Source organism: Arthrobacter globiformis (genome assembly GCF_046536215.2).
GTDB lineage: Bacteria > Actinomycetota > Actinomycetes > Actinomycetales > Micrococcaceae > Arthrobacter > Arthrobacter globiformis_E.
On the sequence record NZ_CM143421.1, the window covers coordinates 4,667,436 to 4,693,896 of the forward strand.

A 26,461-nucleotide genomic window follows, 5' to 3' on the forward strand; every position below is an offset into this window, starting at 1 on the left:
GGTGCCCCACATGACAACTTCCAAGATCAGCCTCAGCGAAGCGGGTGCAGCGGAGGTGAAGCCCCTGCTGGAAATCAGGGACCTCGCCATTTCCTTCGCCACCAGCGGCGGCGAGGTCCAGGCGGTGCGCAACGCACACCTGACCATCATGCCGGGGGAGACGGTCGCCATCGTGGGCGAGTCCGGTTCCGGAAAATCGACGACGGCGCTCGCGGCCATCGGCCTGCTGCCCGCCAACGGCAGGGTGTCCGGTGGCCAGATCCTGCTCGACGGCGAGGACATCGCCGGGGCGCCGGAGAAGCGCATGATCGAACTCCGCGGCAACACCATCGGCATGGTTCCGCAGGACCCGATGTCCAACCTGAACCCGGTGTGGAAAATCGGCTACCAGGTCCGCGAAACGCTGCGGGCGAACGGCCGCCCCGACGGACCCGACGACGTCGCCAGGGTCCTTGCCGAGGCAGGGCTTCCGGATGCACGCCGGCGGGCCAAGCAGTACCCGCACGAGTTCTCCGGCGGCATGCGCCAGCGGGCGCTGATCGCCATTGGCCTGTCCTGCCAGCCGCGGCTGCTCATCGCCGATGAGCCGACCTCGGCCCTGGACGTCACGGTCCAGCGGCAGATCCTGGACCACCTCGGGAAGATGACCGCCGAGCTTGGCACGTCCGTGCTGCTCATCACCCACGACCTGGGCCTTGCCGCAGAGCGCGCCGACAAGGTGGTGGTGATGTACCGGGGCAACGTGGTGGAGGCGGGTCCGTCCCTGGACCTGCTGCGAAATCCGCGTCACCCGTACACGCAGCGGCTGGTCGCCTCGGCACCCTCCCTCGCCTCCCGCCGTATCCAGGCGGCCAAGGAGCTGGGCGTGGAGTCCGAGGATCTTCTTGCCCCGTCCGGGGCGCCGTCCGGGGCCCCGTCCGGGGCGCCGTCCGGGGCGGCCTCCGGGTTGGTCTTCGCCGGGACCGCTGCCCGGCACGAGGACAGGGAGCACCAGGAAAATCAGGGTCAGGACAAGCCCGCCGAGGTCCTGCGCGTCGAGAACCTCAGCAAGGTCTTCAAAATGCGGTCCGGCTTCGGGCGGTCCGCTGACTTTACGGCGGTGGACTCCGTGTCCTTCGGCGTGAAGCGCGGCACCACGACGGCGATCGTGGGCGAGTCCGGCTCCGGCAAGTCCACGGTGGCTCAGATGGTGCTGAACCTGCTGCCGCCGACGTCCGGCCGGATCGTGTTCGACGGCGTGGATACTGCCACGCTGAACAGCAGGGAGATCTTTGCCTTCCGCCGGCGTGTGCAGCCGATCTTCCAGGACCCCTACGGTTCCCTTGACCCGATGTACAACATCTTCCGGACCATCGAGGAGCCCCTGCGGACCCACAAGGTGGGCAACAGGGCAAGCCGCGAAAAGAAGGTACGCGAGCTCCTGGACCAGGTGGCGCTGCCGCAGTCCACCATGCAGCGGTACCCGAACGAGCTCTCCGGCGGCCAGCGCCAGCGCGTTGCGATTGCCCGTGCCCTGGCTCTTGATCCGGAGGTCATCATCTGCGACGAGGCGGTGTCCGCGCTGGATGTGCTGGTGCAGGCGCAGGTGCTGAACCTGCTCGCGGACCTGCAGGCCAACCTGGGGCTGACATACCTGTTCATCACCCACGACCTCGCGGTGGTCCGGCAGATCGCCGACCACGTCTGCGTGATGGAGAAGGGCAGGCTCGTGGAAACCGGCGCGACGGACGACGTTTTCGACGCCCCGCAGCAGGAGTACACGAAGGCCCTGCTCAACGCCATCCCCGGCGCCAGCCTGATGCTTCCCCCGGAAGTCGCAACGGCGTAGCCCAAAGCGCCAAAGACGCAGAGCGCCCAAACAGCAGGGGCCGGTATCCACCCGCGGTGGATACCGGCCCCTGCTGTTTAAGGGCAATCCTGGTTAAGGGCACCGCCCCCCAGACGCAAGCTAGGACAGGGCGAGACCGAGTTCGGCGAGCCTGTCACCGAGCAGCGCCCCCAGGGCCCGGTGCCCTTCGCCGTTCATGTGGACGCTGTCCTTGAGCTGCGACTCCAGCCCGTACCGGGTGAGCCAGTCCCCGACACTGACGAACGGAATGCCGTGGTCCGCGGCGACGGTCCCCAGCAGGGCGTCAACCTCGGCGCGCCGGGCGCCGCCGTGGTCCGCTCCCTTGCCCAGGGTTCCCACCATGGCCAGCTTCGCGCCTGGATACCGCTGCTTGATCGTCGTGATGAGCCGGTCTGCATTGGCCGCGATCTGCTCGTCGCTCGCCCCTTGCTTCGCATCGTTTCCGCCGCCCTCGATGAGCACCAGCGGGGGGAAGCCGTAGGGCAGGTGCCAGTCGCCGCGCTGCAGGGCATCGACGTAGTTACCGGTGGTGCCGTTGGACGCGACGAAGCCGGTGCCGCCCTTGCCGCAGAAGAAGACGTCATAGCCCAGCCCCGCGAGGGCACGCCGCGGCCAGCTGGCCTGCGGCTCGGACTGCGAGTCACCGATCAGCAGCGCTGTGTGGGCGATGTTGCCCACGATGACCTCGTTGCGGCCATTGGCCGGATTGCGGTACAGCGCTCCGGCCGGAAGGCTGGCGGGGTCGACAGCGGCCCCCAGGTCGCTCACGACCGCCGAGCCGGCAGCCACGGCCTCACCGGGGGCGGCCACCGGGGCGGCGGCGCGCGGGACCGCGGCCGTTCCGGTTCCGGAGGCGGGCTCCGTCGCGGCGCCGCAGCCCGCCAAAAAGACGCTGGCGGCGATGACCGGGCCGATCAGGAGGGCCCGCGTCGAGGCTTGTAACATCCGTGGACTCCTGGCCTGTTCGAAAAGTGGTCTAGCCAATAGTGGTGGATCACTTTCGGAAAAGCCAGTGATTTTGCTCACATGACGCCCCGTTGGATTCACGATTTGGTAACGGGCCCGGGGTGGGGGAGGGTGGCCGTTTTAGGCCAATAAATGGCGGAGCGTTTAGACTGGCAGTAGGTGCCCTGTGTTAAGGGTCTGATCCGTCGTGCGTTCCGGTTGGAAATGTCGCGATACAACAGCTGACTTCACCACTGAATCGAGCAATAACGCATGTCTGAAACCACCACCAACACCGCGGTAGCAACTGCAGTTCGCAGTGACCTGCGCAACGTCGCGATTGTGGCCCACGTTGACCACGGCAAAACCACCCTTGTGGACGCCATGCTCAAGCAGACCAACTCCTTTGCCGAGCACAACCACCTCGAAGACCGCGTCATGGACTCCGGTGACCTGGAGCGCGAAAAGGGCATCACCATCCTGGCCAAGAACACCACGGTGGCCTACAACGGACCGTCCTCCAACGGCGAAACCATCACCATCAACGTCATCGACACCCCCGGCCACGCCGACTTCGGCGGCGAGGTGGAGCGCGGTCTGTCCATGGTGGACGGCGTCGTTCTGCTCGTGGATGCCTCTGAGGGCCCGCTGCCCCAGACCCGCTTCGTCCTCCGCAAGGCCCTCGCCGCGCACCTGCCGGTGATCCTCCTGGTCAACAAGACCGACCGCCCCGACGCCCGCATCGACGAGGTTGTCCACGAGTCCATGGACCTGCTCCTGGGCCTGGCCTCCGACCTCGCCGACGAGGTTCCCGACCTTGACCTGGACAAGATCCTCAACGTCCCGGTGGTCTACGCCGCCGCCAAGGTGGGCCGCGCCTCCCTCGAGCAGCCGGCCGACGGCACCGCTCCGGAGAACGAGGACCTCGAGCCGCTCTTTAGCGCCATCATCGAGCACATCCCGGCACCGACCTACAACCCGGAAGGTGTCCTGCAGGCGCATGTCACCAACCTGGACGCCTCCCCGTTCCTGGGCCGCCTCGCCCTGCTGCGCATCTACAACGGCACGCTCCGCAAGGGCCAGCAGGTTGCCTGGGCCCGCGCCAACGGCGAGCTCAAGACTGTGAAGATCACCGAACTCCTCGCCACCAAGGCCCTCGAGCGCGTACCGGCCGAGTCCGCCGGCCCGGGCGAGATCGTCGCCGTCGCCGGCATCGAGGAAATCACCATCGGCGAGACCCTGACCGACGTCGAGAACCCCCAGCCGCTGCCGCTTATCACCGTCGACGATCCCGCGATCTCGATGACCATCGGTATCAACACCTCCCCGCTGGCCGGCAAGGTCAAGGGCGCCAAGGTCACGGCCCGCCAGGTGAAGGACCGCCTGGACAAGGAACTGATCGGTAACGTCTCCATCAAGGTTCTCCCCACCGAGCGTCCGGACGCCTGGGAAGTCCAGGGCCGTGGCGAGCTCGCGCTGGCCATCCTCGTGGAGCAGATGCGGCGTGAAGGCTTCGAGCTCACCGTCGGCAAGCCCCAGGTGGTCACCAAGACCATCGACGGTAAGGTCAATGAGCCGATGGAGCACATGACCATCGACGTGCCCGAAGAGTACCTCGGCGCCGTCACCCAGCTCATGGCCGCCCGCAAGGGCCGCATGACCAACATGGCCAACCACGGCACCGGCTGGTGCCGCATGGAATTCATCGTTCCGGCCCGAGGCCTGATCGGCTTCCGCACCAAGTTCCTCACGGACACCCGCGGCGCCGGCATCGCCGCCTCCATCGCCGAGGGTTACGAGCCCTGGGCCGGCCCCATCGAATACCGCACCAACGGTTCCATGGTGGCCGACCGCGCCGGCGTGGTGACCCCGTTCGCCATGATCAACCTGCAGGAACGCGGTTCCTTCTTCGTCAAGCCGACCTCCGAGGTCTACGAAGGCATGATCGTGGGCGAAAACTCCCGCGCAGACGACATGGACGTGAACATCACGAAGGAAAAGAAGCTCACCAACATGCGTGCGGCTTCCTCCGACAGCTTTGAGAACCTCACCCCGCCGCGTGAGCTCACCCTCGAAGAGTCCCTCGAATTCGCCCGCGAAGACGAGTGCGTCGAGGTCACGCCGGAGGACATCCGGATCCGCAAGGTCATCCTCGATTCCAACGAGCGTGCCAAGGCCAACCGCGCCCGCGCCAAGGCATAACGGCTCCCTCCCGCAGGGAACTGACATCGTGAACAGAAGAGCTGCCGGCATGGCAGGCGGCCTGGCCGCCGCTGTGCCGGCAGCTCTTTTTGCTGCCCTCGCCGGGACCGCACTGCACCGCCAGGAGTTCGCCGCCATCGGTCCCGCGCTGCCGTTGGGTGCCGTTGCGGCGCTGCTGCTCCTGGCATCGCTCCAGCTGTTCCTCGGGGCGGCCTTCCGGACATTGATTCCGACGGCGGTGTGCGGCGTGCTCTGTTACGCCTTGGCCGGCTGGTGGTCCGGAATGGAGTCCGGCAAGCGGCTGATCGCGGGGGACCTGGCCGGGGGTATCTGGGTCTACGGGATCGTGGTGGTCACCGTCGCCATGCTCGCCTGGTGCCGGCGGTACCGCCGGTAGCCCGGCCGGGTTGCCGGCCCTAGTCAGCCGTCGGGTCCCGGTGGTGGGCGATCATCAGCGAGGTGGCCTCGCCGTCGTCGTCTGCGGGAAGGGCCATGTACTCCTCGACGACGGCGCGAAGCTTGCCCAGCATTTCCTCCCGGCGCGCGGCGTTGAACTTCACGCCGAGCCGCCACACTTCGATGTCCTCAGGGGGGAGGTCCCGGGTCTCCTGCAGGAACGTCTCGATGAGGATCGGCGAGACGTTGTCCACCGGCGTGGTCCACGACTTGCGGCTGGCGATGTAGGGCACCTCGGTAGCGCCGCGCCGGCCCTTCCGGCGTTCCTCGGCCAGCAGGAACCCGGTCCGGACCAGGGTCCGGACGTGGTGGAGGCTGGAGGCCGGATTGAGGCCGAGCAGGTCGGCGATTTCCTTGTTGGTCCGGGACTGGTGCAGGCACAGCCGAAGAATCCTTAGCCGCAGCGGCGAACTCAGCGCGCGGCCCTTGGCCACCAGGTCTGCGTCGTCGCTCTCCGGCGGGTGGTTCATAGACGCAAGTGTAACGATCAATAAGCGATTGACATATGTCAATCGCTCGCCGAAACTGAAGCCGTGCCTGCCGAACCCACTGCCGCGGATCCAGCATCAGGACCGCTGTGGCGGGACCCGAACTTCGCCACCTTCTGGGCCGGGCAGGCCCTGGGGCAGTTCGGCGCGCAGCTGGGCCAGTTGGCGCTCCCGGTGCTCGCTGTCACCCTGCTTTCGGCCTCGGAATTCGAAGTGGGGGTGCTGAACGCCGCCGGCCTGGCGGCCTTCCTGGCAGTCGGTCTGCCGGCCGGGGCGTGGGTTGACCGTTGGCTGAAGCGCAGGACCATGATCACCGGCGACCTGGTGCGGATGGCCGCCATGGCCGCGGTGCCGGTCCTGTGGTGGAGCGGCAGCCTGGAGATCTGGCATCTCTACCTGGTCGCGGGGATCGTGGGGACGGCTACTGTGTTCTTCGACGTCGCCTACCAGAGTTATGTTCCGGTCCTGGTGGCGTCCCCGCAGGTGAGGGAGGCAAACTCAAAGCTGGAGTCGACGGCCCAGATCGCGCGCATCGGCGGACCCGCCGCCGGCGGTGCGCTGCTGACAGTCGTGTCGGCCCCCATCTTGTTCCTGGGTGAAGCCGCCGGTTACCTGCTCTCCGCGCTGTTCCTGGCACGGACCCGCGACTCAGAGGCGCGTGTTCCCGTGGCCGCACGGCGCCCCCTGCCGGTCGAAATACGGGAAGGCCTCACTTTTGTGGTCCGGCATCCGCTCATCAGCCGGATCGCGGCCTGCACTGGCGGAATGAACTTTTCGGGCATGCTGATCTACACGCTGATGCCGGTTCTGGTCTTGCGCACCCTCGGGCTGGGGCCGCAGGGCATGGGCATCATCATGACCGTTGGCGCAGCGGGCGGACTCCTGGGCGCAGTGGCCGCGCCGCGGCTCGCCGCCCGGATCGGCGAGGGCACAGTGATTCCCGTGTGTGCCGTGGTCAGTTCGGTCTTTCTGCTGCTGGTTCCGCTCGCTGCGGCCGTTTCCCAGCCGGGGGCCTCGCTGGCCCTGCTGCTGGTCTCGGAGTTCGGGTTTGGCTTCAGTGTGCTGGTGTACAACATCATGCAGCTGACCATGCGCCAGCGGGTCTGCCCGCCGCGGCTGCTCGGCCGCATGAACGCCTCCATCCGGTTTGCGGTCTGGGGCGTGATGCCGCTGGCTGCCCTGGCCTCCGGCTACCTGGGCGAACACCTCGGCCTGGTGCCCACCATCCTGATCGGAGCGGCCGGCAGCCTCCTGGCCACCGCCCCGGTCCTGTTCTCCCCGCTCCGAAGGATGCGGACGCTTCCGGACGAGGTGCAGGCGGAGGGAAGCCAGGATGACGACTCGCTGGATGACGGTGCCCTGGAGGGAAGGGACAGGGCCTAGGCCCGCCGTGAACCTCGCCGCGGGGGCGCCGGCGGCACCTGTTTGGCGGCAACCACCAGGTCCAGCGGAATGCCGACGTCGGAACTCCGGGTCCGTACGGTGCACTCACTTTCGCCGCACTCAAGGAGGTCTCCCAGCGCGTCCGTAAAACCGCCGTCGATCCTGTACCGCACCACCACGCGTGTTCCGGCCGGGGCTGCGGACAGGAACTGCCGGGGTGTTGGTGGTGTCGGGCTCACCCGTCCATCGTATGACGCGTCCGGAGTGTGACGCGCCCGCTTCGTTCGCGGGACGGGCGTGGGAGATAATAGGCTCTGAAGTGGACAGCCCGGCATGCAGGCCGGATGCAGCAACCGGCCAGGCGCCGGGAATCAACGTGGAGAGGCAAGGGACGTGACGTACGTAATCGCGCAGCCGTGTGTAGATGTTAAGGACAAGGCATGCATTGAGGAGTGCCCCGTCGATTGCATCTACGAAGGCGAACGCTCCCTCTATATCCATCCCGATGAGTGCGTCGACTGCGGCGCCTGCGAGCCCGTCTGCCCTGTGGAAGCCATCTACTACGAGGACGACACCCCCGAGGAATGGGCCGACTACTACAAGGCCAACGTCGAGTTCTTTGACGACCTCGGCTCCCCGGGCGGCGCCGCCAAGGTGGGCAACACCGGCAAGGACCACCCGATGATTGCAGCGCTCCCGCCGCAGAACCAGGACCACTAGGCGGACCGTTCGTGACTACAGCTGTGCGCAGTTTCGGCCTAAGCCTGCCCGACTACCCGTGGGAAGCGATGGCGCCGTACCTCGCCAAAGCGGCTGAACACCCGGGTGGCGTGGTCAACCTTTCCATCGGCACCCCCGTGGATCCCACGCCGCCGGTCATCCAGGACGCCCTGAAGGCGGCCGCGGATGCGCCCGGTTACCCCACCGTTCACGGCACGCCCGCACTCCGGGAAGCCATCGCCGGCTGGTTCGCCCGCCGCCGCGGCGTGGAAGGCCTCGATCCCCTCGCCGTCATGCCCACCGTGGGTTCGAAGGAACTCGTGGCGTGGCTGCCGTTCCTGCTGGGCCTCAAGCCTGGCGACGTCGTCGTCCGTCCCACGGTGGCCTACCCCACCTACGACATCGGGGCCACGTTCGCCGGGGCCACTGCGGTGGCGGCCGACGACCTCGATGAACTGGACCCGGCCACCCGGGCCAAGGTCCGCCTGGTGTGGGTCAACTCCCCGGGCAACCCCACCGGCAGCGTCCGCGACGCCGCTTCGCTGAAGAAGATCGTGGACCAGGCCCGCGAAATCGGCGCGCTGGTGGCCTCCGATGAATGCTACGCCGAGCTGGGCTGGGGGGAGTGGGACCTGCAGCGCGGCGGGCAGCCTGTTCCGAGCATCCTCGATCCGCGCGTCGCCGGCGCCTCGCACGACGGGCTCCTCGCCGTGTACTCGCTGAGCAAGCAGTCCAATCTGGCCGGCTACCGGGCGGCCTTCGTCGCCGGCGATGCTGCCCTGATGGCCAACCTCGTCAACAGCCGCAAGCACGCCGGCATGATCGTGCCGTACCCGGTGCAGGAAGCCATGCGCGTGGCCCTCGGCGACGACGCGCACGTCCTGGCGCAGAAGGACCTGTACCGCGGGCGGCGGGAGCGGCTCCTGCCGGCGCTGGAGTCCTTCGGGCTGACGCTGCACGAATCCGCCGCCGGGCTGTACCTCTGGTGCACCGCGGGCGAAGCCACCTGGGACACCGTGGCACGCCTGGCGGAGCGGGGAATCGTGGTGGGTCCCGGCGTGTTCTACGGCGAGGCCGGCCACGGCTATGTGCGCGTGGCACTGACCGGAACCGACGAACGGATCGACGCCGCGGTGGCCCGCCTGGCCTAGGCGGGTTTCCCGGCGTCATGCCGCGAGCACCGTCCTGCTGGCGGCGCCCTGACCGCGCACCTGCCTGACCGGCGGCGCCCTGCGTACCCGGGCCTGAACGGGCGACTCTTGAGGCTCCGGGGCCCGTAACAATGGTGTGACTCGCGCCACAACTACCCTGTTTTTGGGATAATTCGGCACTCGCGGATTAGTGGCTGCCCGGAAGTGGCGGTAGTTTTTAACTGACTATCAATGGTGGCTTTCTACAAGAAGGCAGCACGGCCGTTGGACGTCCCGCCGTGCGGGATCCCGCGCGGCTCACCTGATGTTGGATCAAGCTTTCTAGAGAGGCCAAGAGGCCTCATGAAGGGGACTCCATGACTGAGACCACCAGCGCAACTGAGACCACCAGTGCGATCTTGCGCCACGCAGGCGGGGAGCTCGAGCTCCCGCGCATCAAGGTTGTTGAGGGAAACGAAGGCTACGACGTTTCCAAGCTACTGAAGCAGACGGGCGCCGTTGCCTTTGACCCCGGCTTCATGAACACGGCCGCCACGACGTCGGCCATCACCTACATTGACGGCGACGCAGGCATCCTGCGGTACCGCGGCTACCCGATCGAGCAGCTGGCCCAGCACTCCAGCTTCCTGGAAGTCTCGTACCTGCTGATCTACGGCAACCTCCCGACGCCGGCCGAGCTGGACGACTTCGACCAGAAGATCCGCCGCCACACCCTGCTGCACGAGGAGCTCAAGGGCTTCTTCGGCGGCTTCCCCCGCGACGCGCACCCGATGCCCGTGCTGTCCTCGGCGGTGTCCGCGCTGTCCACGTTCTACCAGGACTCGCTGGACCCGTTCAATGACGAGCAAGTGGAGGTTTCCACCATCCGCCTTATGGCGAAGCTGCCGGTCATTGCGGCCTACGCTCACAAGAAGTCGATCGGGCAGCCGATGCTGTACCCGGACAACTCCATGAACCTCGTGGAGAACTTCCTGCGCCTCAGCTTCGGCCTGCCGGCCGAGCAGTACGAGCTGGACCCTGTAGTGGTCAAGGCCCTGGACCTGCTCCTCATCCTGCACGCGGACCACGAGCAGAACTGCTCCACCTCCACGGTGCGCCTGGTGGGCTCCTCCAACGCCAACCTCTTCGCGTCCGTGTCCGCAGGCATCAACGCCCTGTTCGGCCCCGCGCACGGCGGCGCCAACGAGGCCGTGCTGAAGATGCTCCGCCAGATCCAGGCCGACGGCGTCAAGCCCGAGGACTACATGGAGAAGGTCAAGAACAAGGAAGACGGCGTCCGCCTCATGGGCTTCGGCCACCGGGTCTACAAGAACTACGACCCGCGCGCCAAGATCATCAAGGCTACCGCGCACGAGGTCCTCAGCAAGCTCGGCGGCCACGACGAGCTCCTGGACATCGCCATGCGGCTGGAGGAGAAGGCCCTCGGCGACGACTACTTCATCCAGCGCAAGCTGTACCCGAACGTGGACTTCTACACCGGCCTGATCTACAAGGCCATGGGCTTCCCCGAGAAGATGTTCACCGTGTTGTTCGCGATCGGCCGCCTGCCGGGCTGGATTGCCCAGTGGCGCGAAATGATCAACGACCCCAACACCAAGATTGGCCGCCCGCGGCAGCTCTACACAGGAGAGCCCGAGCGCCAGTACCCCGCCCGCTGAAACCCGGCTCCCAAGCGGAGTACGACGGCGGCCGTCCACCTGAGGTGGGCGGCCGCCGTCGCGCTTTAACTACCGGCTCGTTCGGGAGCGCCGCCGCGGTTTTGGAGCACAGCCGTGCTAAAAACAAGAGTGCCGAAAATCGTGGACGCCGCGCAGCGCCGGCAGGAGATCGTTGGCGCCGTGTGCAGGATCATTGCCACGGACGGCCTGGAGCGGGCGTCCCTGCGGGAGGTGGCGGACGTGGCCGGCCTCGCGGTGGGCTCCGTACGGCACTACTTCGACAGCAGCGATGACCTGCTGGCCTACTCGTTTGCGGCGGTATCGGACCGCATTCTGGCGCGCCTGCACGCCAGGCTTGCCGGGCTCGGGCAGTCGGCCGATGACCCGGACGATAGCCGGGCGGTATTAACACTGCTGGGCGAATTCCTGCCCCTGGACGAGGAACGTGCCCTGGATGCGTGCGCCTGGCTGGCGTTCAGGAACGCGGCCAGGATCAGGCCCGTCCTGGCCGCCGAGGCGGACAGGAGCCACCGCGCCGTGGCCGCCGTCGTCGGCCGGGTGATCACCCGGCTCCTCCACGGGGACGAGGCATCGGCGGCCGGTGCCGGGCCGCAGCTGGTGACGGCTGCCGAACATCTGCTGGCGACCCTGGACGGGCTGACGATGCATGCGCTGCTCCAGCCGGGCTGGATGTCTCCGGAAATGTGCCGTGACGTGCTCGAATCCCACCTTGAGGGGCTTCGCAGGAGGGTCGGTGCCAGCCATTAACCTCCCCGGGCTGGGGGAATAGACTGAAAGCCGGAGATCGGGTTGCCGGCACAACGGGGTGTAAAACAAGATGCCAAGGAGGCATACGCATGCAGCACACAGGCGGTCCAGGCTGGCGAATCACTATGGACACGTCGGGGCCCATGCTCATTGCCCTTTATATACGTGATGTTGCCGGGCTCGACGGTGCAGGCTTTCCGCCACTGTCGCACGCCGCACCCAAGGTCCGCCACGTTGACCATTCCCACCTCACCGCCGAAGTGGGCGGCATCAGCGCACTGAAAACGGAGTGGGAAGCCTGGTGGGAGCAGCTCCTCAAGGCCCATCCGCAGATGTCCCCCGAGCTGTCGCCCCCGGGGTTCCGGTCCTTCGCCAACTCGCCGGCGCTGCGGAAGGTTCTGCAGGCGCACTTCGGGGCTGCCCTGACCTGGGCGAGGGAGCGGCGCGCGGAGTACGCCGAACTGGAAGCCGAACGCGTGGCCGGAGGCTCCGCGCACCTGATCGAAGACATCGTGGAGGACCGGCTCCTGGAGGTAGGCAGGGACTCACGGGACTTTGCGCTGACGATCATCGAGCTGCCGCTGGATGAGCAGCGGGCCTGGTACCTGGAGCCGGACAAGATCATCATGAGCCACGAGCTGCTGTCCCAGCCCGAGGTGTTCCGCAGCTACGTGCAGCCGGTCGTGGAGATCCTCGTCTGATCTTCAGGAGGCCGTCTGACCTTCAGGGGCCCGTCTGACCTTCAGGCCCGTCCGGCCCCAAGATTCGCGGCAGGGCGAGGACCGCGCGGGTTCAGGAACCGTCGGCTGCCATCGTGATGGCCACCCTGCCGCCGGCGTCCGGCGCATCCTGCCACCCGTTGCGGGCCTTCCGGTCCCACCGCTTTCCGTCCACGTCAACGCGTTCCACGGAAAGGTCTTTGGCGTTCGCCACCGCCCAGTGGGCCACGGACCAGGCATAGCTGTCGGCGACGTCAACCTCCACGGTCTGGCCGTTGGCGGTTGTGGGGATGTTTCCGTAGGCGGCTTCCAGCTGCGTCAGCAGGGCGTCGGTGTTGCCGGCGGTATCCGGTGAGCGGAGCGTGCAGTTGAGGGCGGCGGGCGTTTCGCCCGTCAGAGCCGAGGCGAAGGACCCTCCCATCGCCTCGTGCTCGGCGTACGCAGCGGGGTAGGCCGAGCGCTGGACCCGCTGGGCGGCGTCGGTGATTTCCAAGGTGGCGTAGCCGGGCACCTTCACGAGGGCGTCGTAGAAGGCATTCGTGGCGTAGACCGGGTCCATGACCTGTTCCTGCGTGCCCCAGCCCTGGGAGGGGCGCTGCTGGAAGAGGCCCCTGGAATCCGGACCTGCGAGGTCGCCGTGGCCGATGTTCCGGAGCTTGGATTCCTGCATGGCGGTGGCCAGGGCAATGCTGGCTGCCCGCGGCGGCAGCCCGCGGCGCACGGACACGGCCGTGATCAGGGCCGCGTTCGCGGCCTGGTCCGTGGCCAGGTCGGCCCGCTGTGAGCCGGCGGCGGCGGTGCATTCCTCGGTGATCAGCTGCTCGGAGCGCTGCAGCAAGGAGATCGAGGTATAGATGCCGCCGGCCACCAGGGCGAGGGAGAGGCCGGCGATGACAGCCCTGCGCAGCCTGCGTCTGCGTGTCACGTGGTTACTCCAGCAATCCGCCGGCACGCCCGTCGGGGTGGCGTGCCGGCTATGTCCTCACGGTTGGTTGTCGTGCGGTCAGTTGGCGTGCAATCAGTTGGCGTGCAGGGCGTCGTTCAGTTCCACGGTCTGGCCCCGGCGGGGCAGGACTTCAACTTCACCCGTGGTGGAGTTGCGGCGGAAGAGCAGGTTCGGCACACCGGACAGCTCAATGGCCTTGACGATCTTGCTGGTGTCCTCGCCGTCGGCGTCCTTGGGGCCGGCTACGCGGACGCGGGTACCGGCGGTAACGTACAGCCCGGCCTCCACCACGGAGTCGTCCCCGATGCTGATGCCGACGCCGGAGTTGGCACCCAGCAGGACGCGCTGGCCGAGGGATACCTTTTCCTTGCCGCCGCCGGAGAGGGTGCCCATGATCGAGGCGCCGCCGCCGACGTCGGTGCCGTCGCCGGCCACCACGCCCGCGGAGATCCGGCCCTCGACCATGGAGGTCCCCAGGGTGCCGGCGTTGAAGTTCACGAAGCCCTCGTGCATGACCGTGGTGCCTTCGGCGAGGTGGGCGCCCAGGCGCACGCGGTCGGCGTCGGCAATGCGGACGCCCGCGGGGACGACGTAGTCCACCATGCGCGGGAACTTGTCCACGCCGTAGACGGTGACAGCGCCGCGCTTGCGCAGCTTGGCGCGGGTCAGCTCGAAGCCGTCCACGGCGCACGGGCCGAAGTTGGTCCAGACGACGTTCGGGAGCTTGCCGAAGATGCCGTCCAGGTTGATGCTGTTGGGCCGGACCAGGCGGTGGGAGAGGAGGTGCAGGCGGAGGTAGGCGTCGGCAGTGTCGGCCGGGGCCTCGTCCAGGTTGATCTGGACGAACACCACCTTCTGCTCGGTGCCGCGGTCGGCGTCGGTGCCGGCCGCTGCGATTTCCGTCAGGGTTTCGTCGGCGTTTTCCACGGCGCGGAGGCTTTCCGCGGTCACACCGAGGGCGGGGGCGGGGAACCACGTGTCCAGCACGGTGGCTTCGCCGTTCCGCGTGGCGATGGTGGCTACGCCGAAGCCATAGGCCGAACGGGATTCGTCGGACAGTGTCTGGGCAGCGGGCACGGCGGAAGAAGCGGTTTCAGTCATGCGCCAAGTCTATCGAGACGAGGTGCAGGCACCGAAACCGGTCCGTGCATATCTGAGTAGCATTTGAGGGCGTTCCCGGCGCTGGGAACGCCCTCAAGTGCTACTCAGTTGGGACGGGCAGGTGCGGGATACAGTGGGATGGTGATTGCCGAAACAGCCCCCGTAACCCTTGACCTGCGCCAGGACGTGGCACTGCTGACCTCCGCGCTGATCGACATCAACAGCGTCTCCGGCAACGAGCGCCAGCTGGCCGATGCCGTCGAGTCGGCACTCCGCCTGCTGCCCGGCCTCGAACTGGTGCGTGACGGCGACTCCATCATCGCCCGGACCAACCTCGGCCGGAGCGAGCGGGTCATTCTGGCGGGCCACCTGGACACCGTGCCGCTGCCCGTCACCGACGACTCGCTGGGAACGGTGCCGTCCACCTGGTCGTCCGGCACCCCCGGCGACGGCGTCCTCTACGGCCGCGGCGCCACGGACATGAAGGGCGGCGTGGCCGTCCAGCTTGCGCTGGCGGCGTCAATGTTCGACGGCGGGGCGGAACCTAGCAAGGACGTCACCTTCGTGTTTTACGACCATGAGGAGGTGGAGGCGGTCAAGAGCGGGCTGGGCCGGCTGGTGCGCAACCACGGCGGACTCCTCGGCGGCGACTTTGCCATCCTCCTCGAGCCGACCGACGGCACCGTGGAGGGCGGCTGCAACGGGACCATGCGGTTCCACGCCACCACCTCCGGAGAGGCCGCACACTCCGCCCGGGCCTGGATGGGCCGCAACGCGATCCACGCGGCCGCGCCCATCCTGGCACGGCTCGCGGCATACAGCCCGCAGACCGTGACCGTGGACGGCCTGGACTACCGCGAAAGCCTGAACGCGGTGAAGATCCACGGCGGCACCGCCGGCAACGTCATCCCGGACCGCTGCGTCGTGGAGATCAACTACCGCTTCGCCCCGGACAAGACCCCCGACCAGGCCGAAGACCACGTGCGCGGGCTGCTGGACGGGTTCGACGTGGTCCGCACGGACAGCGCCGCCGGAGCGCGGCCCGGACTGAACCACCCCGCCGCCGCGTCCTTCGTGGCCGCCGTGGGCGGTGAGCCCAAGCCCAAATACGGCTGGACCGACGTCGCCCGCTTCAGCGAACTCGGCATCCCGGCCGTGAACTTCGGGCCCGGGGACGCGCTCCTGGCACACAAGGACAACGAGCACGTGGAAGCCGAAGCCATCCGCGCCTGCCTGCGCGCACTGCAGACCTGGCTCTCCTGAGCCACCGGCTCCGGGCAATTCACACGAACAAACACGAAGGGTCCGCAGCCGGATGGCTGCGGACCCTTCGCTGTAAAAGCCTGCCGGCCAGGTCGCCGCTGTTTCCTATTTGACGACGGTGGAGACGCCGGCGGTGGGGGCCTTCGCCACTCCGCCGGCAGCCTTCTTGGACCCGTGCCGCTCAATCCAGATGGCCAGCCGGGACACTGCCAGGTTAATGGCGATGTAGATGGCCGCGGCCACGAAGAACACCGGGAACAGGAACTGCGGGCCCAGGAAGTCCGCCATCACCTGCACCGCACGCAGCAGTTCGCCGTACGCCACGATGTACCCGAGTGACGTGTCCTTCAGCAGGACCACCAGCTGCGCCACGAGGGACGGCAGCATGCGGCGGACCGCCTGCGGCAGTTCGATGGTCAGCCGGGACTGGAAGCTGGTCAGGCCGATCGCCAACCCCGCCTCGCGCTGGCCGCGGGGGAGGGACTGGATGCCTGCGCGGATGATCTCCGCGAAGATGGCCGCGTTGTAGAGGACAAGGCCGGCCACCACGGCGATGAACGAGCTGGTGGCGAAGACCAGCAGCACGAACAGCATCATCAGGACCACGGGCATGCCGCGGAGGAACTCGAGCACGATCCTGGTGGGAATCCTGATCCAGGCGACGTCGGAGATGCGCATCAGGCACAGCAGGAGTCCCAGCGGAAATGCAATGACCGCTGCGATGGCCGCCGCGGCCAGCGTCGCGCCGATGCCGTTGAAGATCAGCGTCCAGACATCCGCCTGGCCGAAGATCGCCCAGCGCTGGGCCTGGAAGATTCCCTGCTGGGCGAGGGTCATGATGGCCCAGGCCAGCAGGGCTGCGATCAGCACGACGCCGATCACGGACCCGATCAGCGAGACGCGGCGGGCCTTGGGGCCGGGGACGTCGTAGAGAACCGAACTCATCGTGCGATCGCCACCTTTCGTTCGACCTGGTGGGCGAGGTAGCCCAGCGGCACGGTGATCAGGAGATAGAAGAAGGCAACGCCCACCAGCACCCACATGACGGCGTCACCATGGTCGTTGGCCAGCTGCTTGCCGTAGCCGAACAGCTCCAGCACGTAGAAGGCGCCGGCCACGGACGAGTTCTTGACGAGCGCGATGAGGATGTTGATCATCGGCGGGATCACGGTGCGCAGTGCCTGCGGAAGGATGATGAGCGAGAGCACCTGGCCGAACTTCATGCCGATGCTGCGGGCCGCCTCGGCCTGGCCGACCGGAACGCTGTTGACGCCCGAGCGCACCGCCTCGGCAATGAACGCGGCGGTGTACGCGCTCAGGGCGATGATGGCTGCAACCTCGAACTGCTGGAAGGTCACGCCCAGCCGGGGCAGGACGACGGCCGCGAAAAAGAAAGCGATGGTCAGCGGGGTGTTGCGCACCACCTCCACGTAGAACATGCTGAAGCCGCGGAGGGCTGCGACGGGGGAGACGCGCGCTGCGGCCAGCAGGGTGCCCACAACCAACGCGATGATGCCGGAAACGGCGGCCAGGAACAGGGTTCTGAGAAAGCCGTCCCAGTATTGCGGGAGGCTTTCAATGATGACGTCCATAAAGTCCTTTTAGCTGCGTTCAGGGGAATGTGCGGAAACGGAAGCGGCGGTTACCGGCAGGCTGTGGCATGCACAGCCGCCGGTAACCGCCACGATCGTTTTAGTAGCGGTCGATGGCCGGAAGTTCCGGTGCCGTCTTGATGACCGCGCCGGCCGTGTCTTCCCAGGCCTTCTTGTAGGAGCCGTCCTTGGCGAAGGCCTCCAGCTGGTCGTTGATCCAGTTGCGGAACTCGGTGTCGCCCTTCTTCAGGCCGATGCCGTAAGGCTCCTTGGTGAAGGTCTCGTCGGATGCCAGCTTGAACGCGTCCGGTTCCTTGTTGACGAAGCCTGCCAGGATGACGTTGTCCGTGGTCACAGCCTCAACCTGCTTGTTGCGCAGCGGCTCGAGGCAGGCAGAGTAGGTGGCTGCCGGAACCAGGACAGCGCCGTACTTCTCCACGATGGTGGAAGCCGGGGTGGAACCCGTCACGGAGCAGACGTTCTTGCCCTTGACGTCCTCGGGCTTGGTGATGGACGTGTTGTCCTTGTTGACCATCAGCGCCTGGCCGGCTTCGTAGTACGGGCCAGCGAAGTCGACTTCGGTCTTGCGCTTGTCATTGATGGTGTAGGTGGCCACGATCAGGTCCACCTTGCCCTGCTTGATGAACTGCTCGCGGTTGGCCGAGACAGTCTCAACCCATTCAATCTTGTCTGCGGGGATGCCCAGCTTGGCGGCGAGCAGCTTGCCGATTTCGACGTCGAAACCGACCGGCTTGCCGTCCAGGCCCTTCTGGCCGAACAGCGGCTGGTCGAACTTGGTGCCGATGGTCACCTTGCCGGCGGAGGCGAGCTTTTCCATGGTGGTGCCTGCAGCGAAGCTGGGCTTCTCGACCGGCGTGGGGTTGGAGCCGGAGCCGGTGCCACCGCCGCCGCCGCAAGCGCTCAGTGTAAGAGCGATGGCCGCGGATGCTGCTGCCAGAAGGGATTTCCTTCGGGTCAAAAATGCCTTCATGACATTCCTTTCATTGGGCGGCCGCCGGTGACGGCCTGGGTGCGAAATCGGGGGTCTTGAAGTTGGGGACTGCTGGATCGGTTGTCAGTGCGTGAGCAGCTTGGACAGGAAGTCCTTGGCGCGGCTGCTCTGGGGATTGGTGAAGAACTGTTCGGGCGTGGCGTCCTCCACGATCTGTCCGTCAGCCATGAACACCACGCGGTCGGCGGCCTTGCGGGCGAAGCCCATCTCGTGTGTTACCACGATCATGGTCATGCCCTCCTTGGCCAGCTGGATCATGACGTCCAGGACCTCGTTGATCATTTCCGGGTCGAGGGCTGAGGTCGGCTCGTCAAACAGCATGACCTTGGGCTTCATGGCCAGGGCGCGTGCGATGGCCACACGCTGCTGCTGGCCGCCGGACAGCTGTGCCGGGAGCTTGGGCGCCTGGTGGCCTACGCCCACGCGCTCAAGCAGGGCCATGGCCTCCTTGTCCGCCTCCGCCTTGGCGACGCCCTTGACCTTGATGGGGCCAAGGGTCACGTTTTCCAGAATGGTCTTGTGCGCGAACAGGTTGAACGACTGGAACACCATGCCGACGTCGGCCCGCAGCCGGGCGAGCTCCTTGCCCTCCTCGGGCAGTCGCTTGCCGTCGATGGCGATGTCGCCGTCGTCGATGGTTTCCAGCCGGTTGATCGCCCGGCACAGTGTGGACTTCCCCGAACCTGACGGGCCGATGACCACAACCACCTCGCCCTTGCGGACCTGGAGGTTGATGTCCTTCAGAACGTGCAGCTGACCGTAATGCTTGTTGACGGCATTCAGAGAGACGAGTGCATCGCCGGGCAGTTGAGTAGTCATAAGTATGAATCTAGCGAACATTGCACGGTTATGACCGGAATCACTCCAACTTCCCGCTGATCGTAATTCAAGAGATACCTGCAGGTCAGCAGGTTAGCCTTGGGGGATGAGCATCAACGCAGATCCGTCAAAATCAGTACAGCCCCGCCGGAAAGGGCCCCTAGAGCTGCGCCGCAAGCAGGCCGCGGTGGAGATGTCGGATCAGCGCCTGCTCGACACCAAGGGCCCCGGCCACTTCATCCACACCGACCCCTGGCGTGTCATGCGGATCCAGAGCGAGTTCGTTGAAGGCTTCGGTGCCCTCTCCGACCTGGGCCAGGCGGTCAGTGTTTTCGGCTCGGCCCGCACCAAGCCCGGCAGCGCGTTCTACGACATGGGCGTCGAGGTGGGACGGAAACTGGCCGAGGCCGGCGTTGCCGTCATCACCGGCGGCGGACCGGGGTCCATGGAAGCGGCCAACAGGGGAGCCGTGGAAGGCAACGGCGTCTCCGTTGGCCTCGGCATCGAACTGCCGTTCGAACAGGGCCTGAACCAGTGGGTGGACCTCGGCATCAACTTCCGCTACTTCTTCGCCCGGAAGACCATGTTCGTCAAGTACGCCCAGGGCTTCATCGTTCTTCCCGGCGGCCTCGGCACCCTGGATGAGCTCTTCGAAGCCATGGTCCTGGTCCAGACGCAGAAGGTGACCTCGTTCCCGATCGTCCTGCTGGGCGCGGCGTTCTGGGGGCCCATGATCGACTGGATCAGGGGAACCCTGGTGGCCGAGGGAATGGTCTCGGAAAAGGACCTGGACCTCATCCAGGTGGTGGACACCCCGGAGGAAGCCGTGAACCTGGTCCTCCACGGCCACGTCCGGGCGCCCTCCACCAACGGCGACCAGCGCCCCGAATAGCAGCCCGCGTAAGCGGCAGCGGGGGCTGCGTCTGGCACGATTGGTGGTGTGAGTTTCTTCCTCGTTTTCCTCGCCATCGTCCTGATCGGAGCCACCGCCCTTATCGGGACCGACCTCGGGGCGGGCATGCTGCGGAGGAAACGCGCCCGCGCGCCCCTCGCCAGGGACCGCTTCAACGACGGGTTCGATGACCCCGTGGCGTCCCTGCCCCCGGTGCTGCTTCCCGACGACGCCACACCGGCCGACGTCGACCACGTCCGGTTTGCGCTGGGGCTGCGCGGTTACCGGATGGACCAGGTGGACCAGGTGCTGGACGACCTGCGGGACCAGCTGGCCGCCAGGAACGCCGAAATAGAAAGGCTACGCGAGCAGCTGCGCGCCTCTGCCGCGTTGGCTGCCGCCGAACAGGTGACTGCCGCCGAACCAGTGACCGCCGCCGAACGGCCGGCCGCCGAGGACCGGGCGTGAGCTCCCCGGTGCCGCCTCCGGGCCCCGTGCCGCCCGCAACGGCAGAACCTCCGGCGTCCAAGTCCGGGACGCGCCTGGACGCGGCGTTCCGGACTGCCGCGGCACGCCTCGGCGGCCGGCTGTCCCGCTGGCCGTGGTGGGCCCAGGTGGCGGCCGTCTACGTGGCCGCCCGGCTGGTCAGCGCCTGCATCTTCATGTCGGCCGCCCTGCACCAGGGAATCAACCCCTGGTTCCCGGCCAAGCCCGACTACTGGAACTTCATCAATATCTGGGACGCGCGCTGGTACGAATCGGTGATGACCGGCGGCTACCCGTCCGAGCTGCCGGTGGATGCTGCCGGCAACGTGCAGGAGAACACCTGGGCCTTCTACCCGCTGTTCCCCACGCTGGGGAGGATGCTCGCCGCTGCCACGGGTATGACTCCCCCCGCCGCCCTCATCCTGATTGCGATGCTCGCCGGACTGGCGGCCTCGCTGGTGGTCTACCTGCTGTTCCGCACCCGGACAGCCCACTGGCCTGCCGTGTGGGGCACCGCATTCTTCGCCACCTTCCCCGTCTCGCCGGTGCTCCAGGTGCCGTACGCGGAGTCCCTGAACCTCCTGCTGCTGGCCGCAGCGCTGCTGCTGGTGGTCCGGCGGCACTACCTGTGGGCCATTCCGGTGGTTCTGGCCATGTGCCTGTCCCGGCCCACGGGGGTGCCGTTTGCTGCCACCGTCGGAATCCTGTTCCTGTACCGTGCCGGCGAGGCCTGGCTCGAGGCGCGGAACCACGGGCTGGCCGCCAGATGGCGCCGGAGCGCCAGCCGGGCCCACAGCCGGGTCCACAGCCGGAACGAACTGTGGTCCCTCGCCGGGCTCACCGCCGTCAGCTGTGCGGCCGCCCTCGCCTGGCCCGCCATCGCATGGGCGGCCACCGGCGACGTCGCCGCGTACACCAAGACCGAAACCGTGTGGCGCGGAGACGACCTGGTGCCCTTCAAGCCGTGGTTCGACACCGGCATCCTGCTGTTCGGGCCCGTGCTGGGGCTCGTGGCCCCGTTCGTCTTTTTGGCGGTATTCGGGCTCTTCATGGCCTCCCCGCCGGTGCGCCGGCTGGGAACTGAACTCCGGCTGTGGTGCGTGTGCTACATGGGATACCTCGTGGTGTTCCTGCACCCGCAGACCAGCACCTTCCGCATGCTGCTGCCGCTGTTTCCGCTCGCCCTGGCCGCCGCTCTGGTTTCCCGCTCGCGCGCCTACCGCGGCGCCGTGGTCACCATGTTCGTCCTGCTGCAGATCGTCTGGGTGGTGTGGCTGTGGGCGTGGGCGCAGCTGCCGGGCGGAGGGGACTATCCGCCGTGACGGGCCGGGTTTCCCGGACGGGTTTCCCCAGATCAGCCCGCGGAAGGGCACAGGAATCCGTACGTGAACGGATTGTCCATCGATTAGCTACAGACGGGTAATTACAGGATAATAGGTAATAAGCAAGGACAAAAAGCATTCGGATTGTTCAGCCATGGCGGCTGCCGAAAGGACCGCCAGAGCGGCTTTGTTTTGACCACGCGGACTCAGCCCGGCCGGGCTGCTCGGTCCTGGGACTACTGGAGGGGATATTCCTCATGGCGGCTATGAAACCACGCACCGGCGACGGCCCTATGGAAGTAACCAAGGAGGGCCGCAGCCTGATCATGCGTGTGCCGCTCGAAGGCGGGGGCCGGCTCGTGGTTGAACTCAATGCCACGGAGGCGGCCAACCTCAAGGACTGCCTCGTCGGCGTCACCGAATAGCAGAAAAGGCAGGGCCCGCAGCCGGAAGGCTGCGGGCCCTGCCTTTTGGTAAACCCTGCCTTTTTGGTAAACCCTGCCCGTTTCGTAAGCCTCGCCGGCCAGCGACGGGCGGCTTACCGCTTGACCGCTACCAGCAGCCCGTCGCCGGTGGGAAGCATCGCGGAAGCCAGCCGGTCGTCGTCGCGCACGGCCTTCCCCACCTGGCGCAGCACCACGGTGGTGGCATCGCGGGCCGCAGGGTTGGACACCCGGTCCTTGTCCAGGGCGTCATTGACGATCAGCAGGCCGCCGGTTTTGAGCAGCCGGACGGCCTGCTCCACGTAGCGGGGAAAGTTGGGCTTGTCGCCGTCGATGAAAACGAGGTCATAGGCGGCGTCGGTGAGCCTCGGCAGGACATCGCCGGCACGGCCGGAGATGGTGCGCGTCCGGTTGGCGGGGCTGCCGGCTTCCTGGAACGCCTCCCGGGCGGCCTTCAGGTGCTCCACGTCCACGTCGATGGTGGTGAGCACGGCCTGGGGGCCGAGACCGCGGAGCAAGCAGACGCCGGACACCCCGGCGCCGGTGCCGATCTCAACGGCGGTTTGCGCCTTGGATGCCGCGGCCAGCACAGTCAGCACGGCGCCCACGCCACGGCCGATCGGTGTCACGCCAAGCTCGAACGAACGCTCCCGGGCGCGAAGCAGAACCTCATCCTCGGCAGGCAGATCTTCTGCATAGGACCAGCTCGTGGACTTATCGGCGCTCATGGATTTCGCTTTCTGGGCGGCAGGGGCATGTTCTTACAGCGTACTTGGTTGGACGGCGCCGGACGGGCAAGTGACAGCGCGGACGCCTGTGATGGCGCATACTGTCACGCTGCCCGATGAATCGCGGGCACTGTCCGGGGAACCCTGGCCTGAAATTGGGGTGAATAAGTTTGCGCTTTTAGCAAAGGGTGCCCCGCAGTCAGGAAATTCCCAGCCAACTTTGACATGATAATAATCCGCTCATCCAAGTGGTGATCGGCGCCGAACCAATGATGTAAAGCACGTCAGGCGTTATTACATCCACGAGGGGAGTGGACGATGTCAGCATCCGTTGCGGCACCTGTCCCTACAACTGAAGAGCAAGCCGCCGAGTGGGCCATGCCCACGTGGGAGGAAGTGGTCACCAACCACTCCGCCAAGGTGTACCGGCTCGCCTACCGGCTCACCGGCAACAAGTACGACGCCGAGGACCTCACCCAGGAGGTGTTCGTCCGCGTCTTCCGTTCCCTGGAGAACTTCAAGCCGGGAACCCTGGACGGCTGGCTGCACCGGATCACCACCAACCTCTTCCTGGACCAGGCGCGGCGCAAGAGCCGCATCCGCTTCGATGCGCTGGCCGAGGACGCCGAATCGCGGCTGCCCGGCCGGGAACCGGGCCCCGAGCAAAGCTTCGAGCTCAACAACCTGGACCTCGACGTCCAGGCCGCCCTCGAGGAACTCCCGCCGGACTTCCGTGCCGCCGTCGTCCTGTGCGACCTTGAAGGGCTGTCGTACGACGAGGTCGCCGAGGCCCTGGGCGTGAAGCTGGGCACGGTACGCTCACGCATTCACCGCGGCCGGACCATGCTCCGCGAAAAGCTTGCCCACCGCGATCCGCGCCCGCAGCAGGCGCGCAAGCCGCGGCTGAAGATGCCCCGCATCGCCGGCGTTCTCTGATCGGCGACATGCGTCAGCTACATCGCTTGCTGGAGGGGCTCAGGAGGAAAACACGGTTGTCGCCGCTCGCCGGCGGACGGCACCCGCAGACACCGGACCATGTCCGCGCGTGCGCCGAATGCGCCAGCGCGCTGCACCGGCAGCGCCAGTACATCGAACGGCTCCGTACCGCCGCCGTCCCGGCCGCCAGCGACGAACTGACCGCGCGGCTCCTGCTCAGGACCGAGCAGTTGGCCATGGCGCCGGCCCCCGTTTACCGGCCCAGCCGGATGAGGCTGGCCGGGCTGGCCGGCGGCGTAGCCGTGGTGGCGGCAGGTGCCGTCGCCGCCGGAGCCTACACTGTTGCCGGCGAACCCCGGCAGTACGCCGCGGGCACGGCCTCGCTCTATGGCCAGTCCGGGCATTCCCCGGGAACGGACAGCCGCCTCGCCGCGCTGCGCTCCTCCGGCTGGACCTGCCCCGAACTGCGTGCCATGGGCTTCCACCTTGTTTCGGCCAGTACCACGGTGCTGGCGGGCCAGCCCACGGTTGAACTGCGCCTCACGGACGGACAGCACACGGCACGGATCCTGGAACAGCACCAGGGATCCCCGGCGGCGCCCTGGCCGCTCAACCCGCTGACCGGCCACCCGGCGGGAAGCGACGGGTACGTCGCCGCCGACCTGCCGGGAACGACGGCGGACGGCCAGGTCTGGGTCAAGGCCGGATCGCCGTGGAGCGCGATCTACCAGACCTCGCGGAGTACCTTCACCTACGTGTCGGACCTGCCCGCCACCTCGGCCGACGACGCCGTGGCGATGCTCGCCGGGGCCGGAGGTGCGGCCGGCCCGGGCCTTGCCGCCGGGACCGACGTGTCCAGCGGCAGCGCCGGAGCCCAGGGGCCGGCGCAGGAGACCGCCGTTGACCGGGTGGAACGCGGCCTCCGTAAACTAGCCCGCCAGTTGGGGCTTTGAGGCATTTCCCCGTCCCTGCAGAATGGCCCCGCAGGGCCCTGGCCGGGCCGAAATCGTCACCGCCTCCCCGGAGAGGGTAATCTTCCTAAAGTGTTTGGAATCAACGGCCCGGAGTTTATCCTTCTGCTGCTCATCGGCATTCTGGTGATCGGCCCCCAGCGGCTGCCCGAATACACCCAGAAACTGGCAAACCTGGTCCGTGAAGTGCGGCGGATGGCTTCCGGCGCGCGGGAACAGATCAAGGAAGAAGTCGGCATCGACATCGATGACGTCGACTGGAAGAAATACGACCCCCGCCAGTACGATCCGCGGCGCATCATCAAGGAAGCGCTCCTCGAAGACGACACCAAGCCAGTCAGCGCCGGCGGTCCCGCTGCCGTGGCTGCCGCGGCGTCAGCCGCCGCTTCCGCCGGTGAGGAGCGGCCGGCTCGCATCATCGAAAGCCTCGGCGTGGGGGAGCGCGCACCCTTCGACACCGAGGCCACGTAGCTTCGCAGTCAGCGGGGCTGGACGTCCAGCTTCATCCCGGCCAGTCCCCGCGGCCTGGCCGCGAGCTTCCCGGCAATGCCGGAGAGCGCCGCAGCGGCCGGCGTGTCCGGGCCGCCGAGCACGATGGGCTTGCCTGAGTCGCCGCCTTCGCGCAGGAGGATGTCCAGCGGAATCTGGCCCAGCAGCGGCACGTCCGTGCCGGTCGAGGCGCTGAGCCTCTCGGCGAGCACCTCCCCGCCGCCGGTGCCGAACAGGTCCATCCGCCCGCCGTCGGGCATTTCCAGGTACGACATGTTCTCGATGACCCCGGCCACCGTCTGCCCGGTCTGAGTGGCGATGGCGCCGGCGCGCTCGGCGACGTCGGCCGCGGCGGCCTGGGGAGTGGTGACCACCAGGATCTCGGCCTTGGGCAGCAGCTGCGCCACCGAGATGGCGATGTCGCCGGTGCCCGGCGGGAGGTCCAGGAACAGGGCATCGAGGTCGCCGAAGTAGACATCGGTGAGGAACTGCTCGAGGGCGCGGTGCAGCATGGGTCCGCGCCAGGCAACGGGCTGGTTGCCGGTGACGAACATGCCGATGGAAATGACCTTCACGCCGTAGGCCACCGGCGGGAGGATCATGTCGTCCACCCGGGTGGGGGCCTGGGTGATCCCCATCAGGGCCGGCACCGAGAAGCCGTAGACGTCCGCGTCCACGATGCCCACGCGCAGCCCCTGTGCCGCGAGGGAACAGGCGAGGTTGACGGTCACGGAGGACTTTCCCACGCCGCCCTTGCCGCTGGCCACCGCGAAGACCTTGGTGAGGGACCCTGGCTGGTTGAACGGGATGCCCCGCTCGCCGCCGGGGCCGCGCAGCTGCTCCTTCAGGGCGTCGCGCTGGGCCTGGGTCATGACCTTCAGGTCCACCTCGACGGCGGTCACGCCGGGTACGTCCAGCAGCGCCGCCTCCGAGTCCCTGGTGATGGTGTCGCGCAGGGGGCAGCCGGCAATGGTGAGCAGCACCGCCAGGCGGACGGTCCCGTCGTCGGAGATCTCCACGGAGTCCACCATCCCCAGTTCGGTGATGGGGCGCCGGAGTTCTGGGTCGATGACGGTTGCCAGGGCAGCATTGACTGCCTGAAGGAGGGTGGTGCTCATGCCG

General features: G+C 67.2%; 28 protein-coding genes. 17 read left to right on the forward strand and 11 right to left on the reverse strand.

The features are described 5' to 3' along the window. Positions 1-10 precede the first annotated feature (10 nt). Positions 11-1,828: a dipeptide ABC transporter ATP-binding protein gene (locus R5O87_RS21220; RefSeq protein WP_410553928.1), complete on the forward strand. Its 1,818-nt coding sequence runs from the start codon at positions 11-13 to the stop codon at positions 1,826-1,828. 120 nt (positions 1,829-1,948) lie between these two features. On the opposite strand, the gene R5O87_RS21225 is transcribed toward R5O87_RS21220, so the two are convergent. Continuing rightward, on the reverse strand, positions 1,949-2,794 hold the full coding sequence (locus R5O87_RS21225; RefSeq protein ID WP_410553929.1) for an SGNH/GDSL hydrolase family protein: 846 nt from the start codon (positions 2,792-2,794) through the stop codon (positions 1,949-1,951). A gap of 273 nt (positions 2,795-3,067) precedes the next feature. Between R5O87_RS21225 and typA the strand changes: the two genes are divergently transcribed. Both typA and R5O87_RS21235 read left to right on the forward strand, forming a co-directional pair. Next, the gene (gene typA / locus R5O87_RS21230) at positions 3,068-4,996 is read left to right on the forward strand and encodes a translational GTPase TypA (RefSeq protein ID WP_410553930.1); all 1,929 of its coding nucleotides are present in this window, start codon (positions 3,068-3,070) and stop codon (positions 4,994-4,996) included. Between the two features lie 28 nt (positions 4,997-5,024). Then, a complete protein-coding gene (locus R5O87_RS21235; RefSeq protein ID WP_410553931.1) occupies positions 5,025-5,393 on the forward strand; it encodes a hypothetical protein in 369 nt (122 codons plus the stop codon). A gap of 19 nt (positions 5,394-5,412) precedes the next feature. On the opposite strand, the gene R5O87_RS21240 is transcribed toward R5O87_RS21235, so the two are convergent. Then, the gene (locus tag R5O87_RS21240) at positions 5,413-5,922 is read right to left on the reverse strand and encodes a helix-turn-helix domain-containing protein (RefSeq protein ID WP_410553932.1); all 510 of its coding nucleotides are present in this window, start codon (positions 5,920-5,922) and stop codon (positions 5,413-5,415) included. A 63-nt stretch (positions 5,923-5,985) separates the two neighbouring features. On the opposite strand from R5O87_RS21240, the gene R5O87_RS21245 reads away from it, so the two are divergent. Next, complete coding sequence (locus tag R5O87_RS21245) at positions 5,986-7,323, forward strand: MFS transporter (RefSeq protein WP_410553933.1); 1,338 nt, start codon at positions 5,986-5,988, stop codon at positions 7,321-7,323. On the opposite strand, the gene R5O87_RS21250 is transcribed toward R5O87_RS21245, so the two are convergent. Further along, positions 7,320-7,562, reverse strand: coding sequence for a putative acetyltransferase (locus tag R5O87_RS21250; protein WP_410553934.1), 243 nt, complete (start codon positions 7,560-7,562; stop codon positions 7,320-7,322). The two genes, R5O87_RS21245 and R5O87_RS21250, sit on opposite strands and share 4 nt — an antisense overlap. A gap of 154 nt (positions 7,563-7,716) precedes the next feature. On the opposite strand from R5O87_RS21250, the gene fdxA reads away from it, so the two are divergent. From fdxA to R5O87_RS21275, 5 genes are all read left to right on the forward strand, one after another. After that, on the forward strand, positions 7,717-8,043 hold the full coding sequence (fdxA, locus tag R5O87_RS21255; RefSeq protein WP_026265673.1) for a ferredoxin: 327 nt from the start codon (positions 7,717-7,719) through the stop codon (positions 8,041-8,043). Between the two features lie 11 nt (positions 8,044-8,054). Then, positions 8,055-9,194: a succinyldiaminopimelate transaminase gene (gene dapC, locus R5O87_RS21260; RefSeq protein WP_410553935.1), complete on the forward strand. Its 1,140-nt coding sequence runs from the start codon at positions 8,055-8,057 to the stop codon at positions 9,192-9,194. Between the two features lie 356 nt (positions 9,195-9,550). Then, entirely contained in the window at positions 9,551-10,852 is a 1,302-nt protein-coding gene (locus tag R5O87_RS21265; RefSeq protein ID WP_377949634.1) for a citrate synthase, read from the forward strand. 129 nt (positions 10,853-10,981) lie between these two features. After that, positions 10,982-11,620 carry a TetR/AcrR family transcriptional regulator gene (locus R5O87_RS21270; RefSeq protein ID WP_410553937.1) on the forward strand — a complete coding sequence of 213 codons (639 nt, stop codon included), beginning with the start codon at positions 10,982-10,984 and terminating at the stop codon, positions 11,618-11,620. Between the two features lie 89 nt (positions 11,621-11,709). Beyond that, the gene (locus R5O87_RS21275) at positions 11,710-12,321 is read left to right on the forward strand and encodes a hypothetical protein (protein WP_102973809.1); all 612 of its coding nucleotides are present in this window, start codon (positions 11,710-11,712) and stop codon (positions 12,319-12,321) included. 91 nt (positions 12,322-12,412) lie between these two features. Here R5O87_RS21275 and R5O87_RS21280 read toward each other — a convergent pair whose 3' ends face one another. Together R5O87_RS21280 and dapD are read right to left on the reverse strand one after the other, a co-directional pair. Next, positions 12,413-13,264, reverse strand: a complete 852-nt coding sequence (locus tag R5O87_RS21280; RefSeq protein ID WP_410553938.1) for a hypothetical protein — start codon at positions 13,262-13,264, stop codon at positions 12,413-12,415. Between the two features lie 93 nt (positions 13,265-13,357). Beyond that, positions 13,358-14,386 (reverse strand): 2,3,4,5-tetrahydropyridine-2,6-dicarboxylate N-succinyltransferase, encoded by a 1,029-nt coding sequence (dapD, locus tag R5O87_RS21285; RefSeq protein WP_410553939.1) that lies wholly within the window; start codon positions 14,384-14,386, stop codon positions 13,358-13,360. A 138-nt stretch (positions 14,387-14,524) separates the two neighbouring features. Between dapD and dapE the strand changes: the two genes are divergently transcribed. Further along, positions 14,525-15,649 (forward strand): succinyl-diaminopimelate desuccinylase, encoded by a 1,125-nt coding sequence (gene dapE / locus R5O87_RS21290; RefSeq protein WP_410553940.1) that lies wholly within the window; start codon positions 14,525-14,527, stop codon positions 15,647-15,649. Positions 15,650-15,754: 105 nt separating this feature from the next. Here the strand turns inward: dapE and R5O87_RS21295 are convergent, their stop codons facing one another. The 4 genes from R5O87_RS21295 to R5O87_RS21310 form a co-directional block, all read right to left on the reverse strand. After that, positions 15,755-16,594 carry an amino acid ABC transporter permease gene (locus R5O87_RS21295; RefSeq protein ID WP_410553941.1) on the reverse strand — a complete coding sequence of 280 codons (840 nt, stop codon included), beginning with the start codon at positions 16,592-16,594 and terminating at the stop codon, positions 15,755-15,757. Then, positions 16,591-17,241: an amino acid ABC transporter permease gene (locus tag R5O87_RS21300; protein WP_331575698.1), complete on the reverse strand. Its 651-nt coding sequence runs from the start codon at positions 17,239-17,241 to the stop codon at positions 16,591-16,593. Before R5O87_RS21300 ends, R5O87_RS21295 begins: the two co-directional genes overlap by 4 nt. A 100-nt stretch (positions 17,242-17,341) precedes the next feature. Further along, a complete protein-coding gene (locus R5O87_RS21305) occupies positions 17,342-18,232 on the reverse strand; it encodes a glutamate ABC transporter substrate-binding protein (RefSeq protein ID WP_410553942.1) in 891 nt (296 codons plus the stop codon). A gap of 84 nt (positions 18,233-18,316) precedes the next feature. Next, complete coding sequence (locus tag R5O87_RS21310) at positions 18,317-19,072, reverse strand: amino acid ABC transporter ATP-binding protein (protein WP_410553943.1); 756 nt, start codon at positions 19,070-19,072, stop codon at positions 18,317-18,319. Between the two features lie 106 nt (positions 19,073-19,178). Between R5O87_RS21310 and R5O87_RS21315 the strand changes: the two genes are divergently transcribed. The 4 genes from R5O87_RS21315 to R5O87_RS21330 all read left to right on the forward strand — a co-directional run bounded on the left by R5O87_RS21315 (position 19,179) and on the right by R5O87_RS21330 (position 22,197). Beyond that, entirely contained in the window at positions 19,179-19,964 is a 786-nt protein-coding gene (locus R5O87_RS21315) for an LOG family protein (RefSeq protein WP_410553944.1), read from the forward strand. Positions 19,965-20,012: 48 nt separating this feature from the next. Then, positions 20,013-20,432 carry a DivIVA domain-containing protein gene (locus R5O87_RS21320; protein ID WP_410553945.1) on the forward strand — a complete coding sequence of 140 codons (420 nt, stop codon included), beginning with the start codon at positions 20,013-20,015 and terminating at the stop codon, positions 20,430-20,432. Then, on the forward strand, positions 20,429-21,772 hold the full coding sequence (locus R5O87_RS21325; protein ID WP_462836348.1) for a hypothetical protein: 1,344 nt from the start codon (positions 20,429-20,431) through the stop codon (positions 21,770-21,772). The genes R5O87_RS21320 and R5O87_RS21325 overlap by 4 nt, the downstream gene beginning before the upstream one ends. A 257-nt stretch (positions 21,773-22,029) precedes the next feature. Then, entirely contained in the window at positions 22,030-22,197 is a 168-nt protein-coding gene (locus tag R5O87_RS21330; RefSeq protein WP_003805139.1) for a DUF3117 domain-containing protein, read from the forward strand. A gap of 113 nt (positions 22,198-22,310) precedes the next feature. Here R5O87_RS21330 and R5O87_RS21335 read toward each other — a convergent pair whose 3' ends face one another. Continuing rightward, on the reverse strand, positions 22,311-22,943 hold the full coding sequence (locus R5O87_RS21335) for an O-methyltransferase (protein ID WP_331575711.1): 633 nt from the start codon (positions 22,941-22,943) through the stop codon (positions 22,311-22,313). Positions 22,944-23,261: 318 nt separating this feature from the next. Here R5O87_RS21335 and sigE point away from each other — a divergent pair, with 318 nt between their 5' ends. From sigE to R5O87_RS21350, 3 genes are all read left to right on the forward strand, one after another. Next, a complete protein-coding gene (gene sigE, locus R5O87_RS21340; protein WP_387097552.1) occupies positions 23,262-23,879 on the forward strand; it encodes an RNA polymerase sigma factor SigE in 618 nt (205 codons plus the stop codon). 56 nt (positions 23,880-23,935) lie between these two features. After that, positions 23,936-24,832, forward strand: coding sequence for an anti-sigma factor (locus R5O87_RS21345; RefSeq protein WP_410553946.1), 897 nt, complete (start codon positions 23,936-23,938; stop codon positions 24,830-24,832). Positions 24,833-24,922: 90 nt separating this feature from the next. After that, complete coding sequence (locus R5O87_RS21350; protein WP_410553947.1) at positions 24,923-25,321, forward strand: twin-arginine translocase TatA/TatE family subunit; 399 nt, start codon at positions 24,923-24,925, stop codon at positions 25,319-25,321. Positions 25,322-25,329: 8 nt separating this feature from the next. Here R5O87_RS21350 and R5O87_RS21355 read toward each other — a convergent pair whose 3' ends face one another. After that, entirely contained in the window at positions 25,330-26,457 is a 1,128-nt protein-coding gene (locus tag R5O87_RS21355; protein ID WP_410553948.1) for an Mrp/NBP35 family ATP-binding protein, read from the reverse strand. Positions 26,458-26,461: the final 4 nt, after the last annotated feature.

Coding starts and splice junctions, on each gene's coding strand:
- R5O87_RS21300 (WP_331575698.1), bottom strand. CDS start 17,241: ATGGACGTCATCATTGAAAGCCTCCCGCAATACTGGGACGGCTTTCTC.
- R5O87_RS21330 (WP_003805139.1), top strand. CDS start 22,030: ATGGCGGCTATGAAACCACGCACCGGCGACGGCCCTATGGAAGTAACC.
- R5O87_RS21240 (WP_410553932.1), bottom strand. CDS start 5,922: ATGAACCACCCGCCGGAGAGCGACGACGCAGACCTGGTGGCCAAGGGC.
- R5O87_RS21310 (WP_410553943.1), bottom strand. CDS start 19,072: ATGACTACTCAACTGCCCGGCGATGCACTCGTCTCTCTGAATGCCGTC.
- R5O87_RS21220 (WP_410553928.1), top strand. CDS start 11: ATGACAACTTCCAAGATCAGCCTCAGCGAAGCGGGTGCAGCGGAGGTG.
- R5O87_RS21225 (WP_410553929.1), bottom strand. CDS start 2,794: ATGTTACAAGCCTCGACGCGGGCCCTCCTGATCGGCCCGGTCATCGCC.
- R5O87_RS21265 (WP_377949634.1), top strand. CDS start 9,551: ATGACTGAGACCACCAGCGCAACTGAGACCACCAGTGCGATCTTGCGC.
- typA (WP_410553930.1), top strand. CDS start 3,068: ATGTCTGAAACCACCACCAACACCGCGGTAGCAACTGCAGTTCGCAGT.
- R5O87_RS21355 (WP_410553948.1), bottom strand. CDS start 26,457: ATGAGCACCACCCTCCTTCAGGCAGTCAATGCTGCCCTGGCAACCGTC.
- R5O87_RS21335 (WP_331575711.1), bottom strand. CDS start 22,943: ATGAGCGCCGATAAGTCCACGAGCTGGTCCTATGCAGAAGATCTGCCT.
- R5O87_RS21275 (WP_102973809.1), top strand. CDS start 11,710: ATGCAGCACACAGGCGGTCCAGGCTGGCGAATCACTATGGACACGTCG.
- R5O87_RS21305 (WP_410553942.1), bottom strand. CDS start 18,232: ATGAAGGCATTTTTGACCCGAAGGAAATCCCTTCTGGCAGCAGCATCC.
- R5O87_RS21315 (WP_410553944.1), top strand. CDS start 19,179: ATGAGCATCAACGCAGATCCGTCAAAATCAGTACAGCCCCGCCGGAAA.
- R5O87_RS21295 (WP_410553941.1), bottom strand. CDS start 16,594: ATGAGTTCGGTTCTCTACGACGTCCCCGGCCCCAAGGCCCGCCGCGTC.
- dapE (WP_410553940.1), top strand. CDS start 14,525: ATGGTGATTGCCGAAACAGCCCCCGTAACCCTTGACCTGCGCCAGGAC.
- dapD (WP_410553939.1), bottom strand. CDS start 14,386: ATGACTGAAACCGCTTCTTCCGCCGTGCCCGCTGCCCAGACACTGTCC.
- sigE (WP_387097552.1), top strand. CDS start 23,262: ATGTCAGCATCCGTTGCGGCACCTGTCCCTACAACTGAAGAGCAAGCC.